Raw genomic sequence first — 6,884 nt, forward strand, 5'->3', positions numbered from 1 at the left:
ATTCATTGGTGCAACATCTGAGTATACGCATCCTATCTTTGCTGTGGTTTTTTCTCCTGTTCTGTAGTCTATCACATACACTCCGTCTATAGATGGAACGAACACTTTCCTACCTACTATTGCAGGTCTGCTAACTACTAACGTTCCTTTGGTAGATTCTCCAAGGTTAATAGTTGAGAGTATTCTACCTTCAGTATTGGCAACCTTCACGACTAGATGATCACTTTCATCTTTTGAGATAGCAACAATTATGTTGTCGGAGAAGGCATAGGAGATACCTTTTATTTTCACTTCGTTAATCGTTTTACCGTCAAAGATTCCAACACCGGAAGGTGTTGCGAAAATATAATCTTTGGTATAGCTAACCCATTTGCCGTAACCTACTACTATCTTAGCACCAGAGTCAATAGTACCAATCACTCCCTTTTCTTGTGCGGGTTCAGCTTGTGTTGTCTTGGGCTCAACTACCTCTGGCTTTGTAGTGGTTACAACTTCTTGTTCCTTGGTTGGTTTAGGCTCTTTTTCTGGCTTTTGTAACTCAACTATTTCAATGGGCTTATCTTCTTTCTGCTTCCTTATAGTAATTTCTGTGTTTTTACTGAACTTTAGCTCTTTAGAGAAGATAGTTTTGCCTTGACTCTTAACTTCTATGTTATACTCTTTGCCTACTTCTAGAATTCTCTCAATTGGTAGTTGAGCAATCTCAACACCATTTATAAAGAGTTTTGCATCTTTTATATTTTTGTCGGGAACAAATCTAACTTTGACAGTTTTAGTGGAAGTGATTACTATCTCTTCGGAAACCTTATCAAGCAAAGCAATATCTTTCTTCTCGGCTTTGGTTTCTTTTATTTTTGCTTCCTTGGAAGCTAGTTTTACTGCTTTCTCCATCTCATCTGCCGTTATTTCTTTTTTCGTTTTCCCGACTTCATCAATTTTGAGTTCTTCTTTTATTTTCTCATCAACTCTCTTTTGTTTTTCTTTGCTTACTGTAACTTCTTCTCCTTTCTCAACGATCACCTCTCCTACGGCTTCAAATTTGCTGAGCTCTTGGCTTTTAAGCTCGTCGGAGATTTTGGTTAATAGATCCTGCACAGTTTTGGATCTAACGCTAACTGCAACTTTCCCTTCCGAAACTAATACTTTTGTGTTTCCTTCGTCGTCAACGGATACCGCAAATTTTGTTCCTCTGACGGCTGCTATCGCAGTTCCCGTCTTCACTTTTAGTTCGTTTTTGCCTAGCTCTCTAACGGCAGATTTGATTGAACCTTTTGCAAGGTCTATAATGTTTTCCTTCTTGTCTTGCGTAGCAGTTACAATCTCTGAGAATGAGACTTTAGTATTTTCTCCAATCCTTATAACAGCAACTTTGTTGACCTGAACCTCGCATTCTGAATCATCAGAGGTTATGATTGTATCTCCTTGCTTGAGGGTGTATCCTGTTTCTATATCCTCTATCTTCATGACATTCTGCACTTTTACATCTCCTACAACCATTGATACCACTGCATTTATAGCTTTTGGTTCCTCTATTGTTATGACTTCTTCCTTTGGTTCCTCAACTTTGGACCCAAGAAGTTTAAAAGCAGTAGTTAATATCTCTTCGTAGAAGATGAGTATACCTGCCGTTAGTAGAACTAAGATAAGAGATACTCCTAAAAGTAGTTTGGGTGTTTTTCTCATATATACCTCCTCTTTGATAAGGACCATATTTTTGTTGACTTTTTCCAATTTACTGAAATTTAGACTTTCCTTTATAATTTTCTCCTTGTCTTCCATTTCTAACCTCCTGATAAATATACGATTGAGTAGCTCAACCTTTGCAATTGTTAATCTTCTATGGTTTCATCTATGAATGCACTTCCGACCACTGTGGTGTTATGATACATTACTGCTAATTGTCCGGGGGTAATTGCGAATTGTTTTTCGTCAAAAATCACTCTAACTCTGTTTTCATCAAGAAGCTCAAGGTATCCTTCTCCTCCTTCACTTTTATATCTGACTTTCACTAGGAACCTACCTTTTTGTATTGGGCGGTCCCATATCCAGTTTAGATTTGACCCGATAAAACCTCTAAAGTATGGGCTTTCAGAAACAACAAGAAGATTTTTCTCAGAATCTTTATGCTTTAAGTAGACTCTTCTTCCAAGACTGATCTCTAAGCCTCTTCTCTGACCTATTGTGTAAAAGTATATCCCTTTATGTTTGCCTATTGTAACACCCCTCTCGTCCACTACAATTCCCTCTCTAGGTTCTACTCCGTTTTCAATCAAAAACTTAGGAATATCTCCATTTCGGATAAAACAGAGATCTTGGCTTTCTCTAGCGTAAGGTTTAAGTGGAAGATTTGCGTCTTTTGCTATTCTTTTTACTTCATCTTTTGAGATATCTGCTAGAGGGAAGATAACTTTTGATAACTGAAACTTATTAAGTCTTGCAAGAAAGTATGATTGATCTTTAGATTTATCTTTTGCTTGCTTAAGTAGCACCTGGTCTCCTGATTTTTCAACCTTGGCATAATGTCCAGTGGCTATAAAGTCAGCGCCTTTGGAGAGAGCGTATTCAAGTAAGTATCCAAACTTAAAGTGTAGATTGCAATTCACACAGGCATTTGGTGTTCTGCCCTTTAGATGCTCTCTGACAAAGTAGTTTATTATCTTGGCTCTGAAGAGTTCTCTAAGGTCCAAAGTCTCGTGGGGTATTCCTAGATATTTACACACATATCCAGCATACCTTACTTCATCAACAGAACAACATTTTCTCTCCCCTTCAATTCCCGAAAGAATTAGTGTTAACCCTCTAACATCATATCCTTGTTCTTTAAGCAAAAGGGCAGAAACACTGCTGTCTACTCCTCCACTCATACCTACATATACAACAGGCATAGATATAAATTTACTAAACTTCTGAAGGTCCTTATAGTCTTTTACCAGAATCTCTAAGATTTTCTCTCTTACTGCCGTAAATTTGTTTATGAAAAAAGCTAAAAGATCTGGAAAGGGCAGGAAAGGAAAAATAAAAACTAGGGATTACAGTAGAGTGCTTAGGGGTTTAACTGTATTGCTGTTGCTTATAACCATAGGTAGTGTGATCTATATATTCTATGATATATTTCGTGAAGATATAGACAGATCTATACAGAAGCTTTTTGGCTTGGAAGGTATAGCTAAGGTAGTGTCTACCTCAGAAGAGGTGTTTACTTTTACAAATGGTTTTAGTTCAACTTGTGAGCATGCCGAGCCAGAGGTTTCCAATATTGGTGATAATCAGAGGGTATTTAGTAAAAAAATTGAAAGTAGTAATTTGGTTGATCCATCAAGTTTTCGCCGAGATGAAAAGCGAAAAAACGTTGTTAACTTTGGAGATCAGAAAGATCGGTCTAAACTTAGGTTAGAGCACAAAAAGGTGTTTTTTTACAGAATTTCGGGAGAGGACTTAGTTTTTACCTCCAAGGAGGTAGAAGTTGAAGGTGGTCTTCATGAAATATTCAGGAGTTTAAGAGATTTCAAAGTTTATGGTGGTGAGGTATCTTTTGTGAACCCGAAGGTTAGTTTGCTTGATTATAAGGTTGTTGACAATACCCTATTGATAAACCTTTCAAGGGAGGTTGAACAGAATGAGTATGGTGGTGAAGGAGTGTTGTATTCCATCTATCAAATAGCGTATAGTTTAGGTAGTAGTGTAGGGGTTAGGAAAGTATTGGTCCTGATTGAAGGAGTAAAGCCTAGCTATATAGGGGGTGAGGGGATTGTTTTTCAAAACCCTATTGATATAACTAGAGATCCATTTTTGAAGTAAGTTACCCTTGGAAGACCTTAGAGAGAGTTACTTTGACTAGATCAAATGCATTCTTGACATTTCGTTTGTATTTTATCTGTGGAACAAGGAAGATGGATGTAATTAGCCTTCCTATCAGTGTCAGTAGGAATAGAAGTTCGTAGACTCTGAAATGCTTATACAAAACGAATAAGTTCATATCTCCAAGCAATGTTACAATTACTGCTGAGATTACACTACCGAGGAGTATAGAAAAACCGTTTATAGCGCTTACAACGGAAAAGAAGTAATCCTTGAACTTCTGTCTCACTTCAGAGAATATTACGTACATAAAAACGGACTCATAGCCACCTGAAAATATTCCCGATAGGAAAGGTTCACCAAATGAGAGCACAAACCATAATTCCTTTGGTATAAAGAACCATAGAGATATTGTTAAGCAAAGTCCTAAAGTTGAGAATTGTAGCACACTTCTAGGACCAAATTTGTCAAGAACTATTCCCCAGAAGTAACTAGAGATTGTCATACTTATAGCGTATATAGAGAACTGTATTCCTAGGTATTCGGTTGATAACCCAAATCCCTTAAGTATTTGCACAGGTATAAACGGGACTCCTATTGCTGATACTCCCTCAAACAGCGCAAAGAATACCACTATACCTCTGAGTTTGTGTACTTTTATTGAACTTAGTGCTAGTGTAAGGAATTCTCCAAATCTGATTTTTTGTGTCTTGGTTTTTATGTCAAACTGGTAACTGTAAAGCCAGCTACTTATTACCCCTACAAGTGCAACTATTGTGAAAATTACGAAGAAGCCGATTTCTCCTTTCCCTAGTCTTAAAAAGTACTCAACAGTATAGCCTCCTACTAGGAATCCTACCAGTAGAAAGAATGTTGTGAAAGTCTTCCTAATACCTAAATACCTGCCTCTGGTTTCTTCAAAAACCAGTAGATCCATCCATCTCATCCATATGACCATGAGAAATCTAAAGAATAGGAAAGAAATCAGTGTAGAAATGATGAAAATAGATAGGGTGGTTTGTGATGGTCCAAATACGAGCAGTGAGATAGCAGGCAGAATGAATATACACCTATAGATAGTGTTGGTGAAAATAGCAGATTTTTTTCTTTCACCTACTCTTGTTAAATAGTATCCGCTAAGAAGCCCAAGAAAAGAGAATATGAACTGAGAGTTTGGTAGAATTGAGATCCAGAAATCTGGTCCGTTCAGGAATATTATAAAACTCTGGAGGAAGAAGCCTTGGTGGATTATTGCTCCAGAAATTGCCGATATACTACCTTCAAGGATTGATATTTTCAGAGAGAACTCTCTTTCCTTTTTCCACTTCTCCATAATAGCGGTATTCTATAACTCTGGACTAACTTATTTTATCGGTTATGATAACTAATCAAATTCACTCCTTACCATTTAGCAAAACTCTTCAATAAGTTCCAATTTCCGTTAGGAAGGAAGATTCTAAGCTTGTCTACTTACTCTTTGGTTTTCGTCAGTCACAAAACTTCACTTAATACCAAACTTTTAGGTGTTTGTTGGAAAAGATATTTACCCAGAGAAAAGCCGTGTCTGACCGTCAGATTTTAGACTTTATTGGGACTCTTTGGATGTGCTTTTGGTCAGATTTTTCTTTAATACAAGTTGGGTTATTAAACTTGAAGTTTTGATAGGCTACGCATGATGATCTTTCAGTTTACGAAGAGGTAAAACCTAGATTTCTGATGAAGTATTGATGACTAATGTAGAGGATGGTGTTATCTTCTCTTTAGGAGTATTCCATACTTTTTTATTTTTCTTGTTAATGTGTTTCTATGAATTCCTAGTAATCTTGAAGTTTTGGAGATATTGAAGTTATTCTTCACTAGTGCAGACATTATTACCTCTTTTTCGGTTCTTTCAATATCTCTTTTGGGGATGTAGTTTATTACATAATCGTGAATTGAATCTAGTGAGATGACTCCGTTTTCGCTTAAAACTACGGCTCTTTCAACAAAGTTTGAGAGTTCTCTTACATTTCCGGGGAAAGAATAGTTAAGAAGGAACTCTAAGTAATCTTCATCTACTCTTGTTATTGTTTTATTGTTTTTCTTTGAAAATTTTTCTAGGAAGTGGTAAAAAAGAGGAAGTATGTCCTCTTTTCTATCTCTCAAGGGAGGTATATAGAGGGAGACGACATTTATTCTGAAGAATAGATCCTCTCTGAAATTTCTTTTGTTCACTTCCTCAAGTAAATTTCTGTTTGTTGCGGTTATGACTCTTGAATCTATTGGTATATACTCTAGTCCTCCTAGCCTTATTATTTTTCTCTCTTCTATAGCTCTTAGGAGTTTTATTTGCACGGATAGTGATATTTCTCCGATCTCGTCTAGAAATAGAGTTCCTCTGTTGGCAATTTCAAAAAGTCCTATCTTCCTTTTGTTTGCTCCTGTGAAGGCACCTTTTTCGTATCCAAAAAGTTCGCTTTCAAGAAGAGTTTCAGGGATTGCAGCACAGTTTATTCTTACAAAAGGGTATTCTTTTCTGGGGCTTAGTTTGTGAATAGCTTCTGCAAAAAGTTCCTTTCCTACCCCTGTTTCTCCTGTTATTAGGACTACTGAGTCACTCTTGGCAATGTTCATTGCTTTCGTGAAGGTGTCAATTATAGCTTCAGATTCGCCGACTATACCTAAAGTTCTCATTAACGCTTTTATGTTCTCTCTTGAATTTTTTACAAAACTTTCCATCATACCTTCACCTACCCAATATAAATATAAGCATCGTCATTTTTGTTACTCAAGTAGAAATTGGAGCCGGTAGAATACTAGCTTTTTGATAGGGTAACTTTCAAATTCCAAAGCTGGAGTTGGTTATTTTTATGTGCTGTTAATGTAGTTCTAGTCAAGGTAGCTTTTTATCACTTAGTGGATACTTTTGGAAAGTGTTTGTTTTTTCTTGGGTATCTTTTGGGTTTTGTTGCGATTTGAAATTGACTATAGTTAGCTGTTAATTATATTTACTTAGAGGATACAACCAAGGAATGGGAACTGCCATGGATAGTTACCTTTTACCCAAGGAAGTGAGGGATAGGGTGAAAGTTTTTCTTACCCCTTTT

5 protein-coding genes are annotated in these 6,884 nt (G+C 36.7%); 1 reads left to right on the forward strand and 4 read right to left on the reverse strand.

Annotation, left to right across the window (positions count from 1 at the left end; translation table 11 throughout):
• Positions 1-1,779 (reverse strand): FecR domain-containing protein (locus ABDH28_06630; GenBank protein MEN2998691.1); only part of this gene is annotated, 1,779 nt, incomplete at its 3' end.
• A 50-nt stretch (positions 1,780-1,829) separates the two neighbouring features.
• Positions 1,830-2,885, reverse strand: a complete 1,056-nt coding sequence (gene mnmA, locus ABDH28_06635) for a tRNA 2-thiouridine(34) synthase MnmA (GenBank protein MEN2998692.1) — start codon at positions 2,883-2,885, stop codon at positions 1,830-1,832.
• Between the two features lie 88 nt (positions 2,886-2,973).
• Between mnmA and ABDH28_06640 the strand changes: the two genes are divergently transcribed.
• A complete protein-coding gene (locus tag ABDH28_06640; protein MEN2998693.1) occupies positions 2,974-3,798 on the forward strand; it encodes a GerMN domain-containing protein in 825 nt (274 codons plus the stop codon).
• A gap of 1 nt (position 3,799) precedes the next feature.
• Here ABDH28_06640 and ABDH28_06645 read toward each other — a convergent pair whose 3' ends face one another.
• Together ABDH28_06645 and ABDH28_06650 are read right to left on the reverse strand one after the other, a co-directional pair.
• A complete protein-coding gene (locus ABDH28_06645; protein MEN2998694.1) occupies positions 3,800-5,131 on the reverse strand; it encodes an MFS transporter in 1,332 nt (443 codons plus the stop codon).
• A gap of 416 nt (positions 5,132-5,547) precedes the next feature.
• A complete protein-coding gene (locus tag ABDH28_06650; protein ID MEN2998695.1) occupies positions 5,548-6,519 on the reverse strand; it encodes a sigma-54 dependent transcriptional regulator in 972 nt (323 codons plus the stop codon).
• Positions 6,520-6,884 lie beyond the last annotated feature (365 nt).

This window comes from Brevinematia bacterium (assembly GCA_039630355.1).
Lineage (GTDB): Bacteria > Spirochaetota > Brevinematia > DTOW01 > DTOW01 > SKYB106.

Coding starts and splice junctions, on each gene's coding strand:
- ABDH28_06640 (MEN2998693.1), top strand. CDS start 2,974: ATGAAAAAAGCTAAAAGATCTGGAAAGGGCAGGAAAGGAAAAATAAAA.
- ABDH28_06650 (MEN2998695.1), bottom strand. CDS start 6,519: ATGATGGAAAGTTTTGTAAAAAATTCAAGAGAGAACATAAAAGCGTTA.
- ABDH28_06645 (MEN2998694.1), bottom strand. CDS start 5,131: ATGGAGAAGTGGAAAAAGGAAAGAGAGTTCTCTCTGAAAATATCAATC.
- mnmA (MEN2998692.1), bottom strand. CDS start 2,885: ATGCCTGTTGTATATGTAGGTATGAGTGGAGGAGTAGACAGCAGTGTT.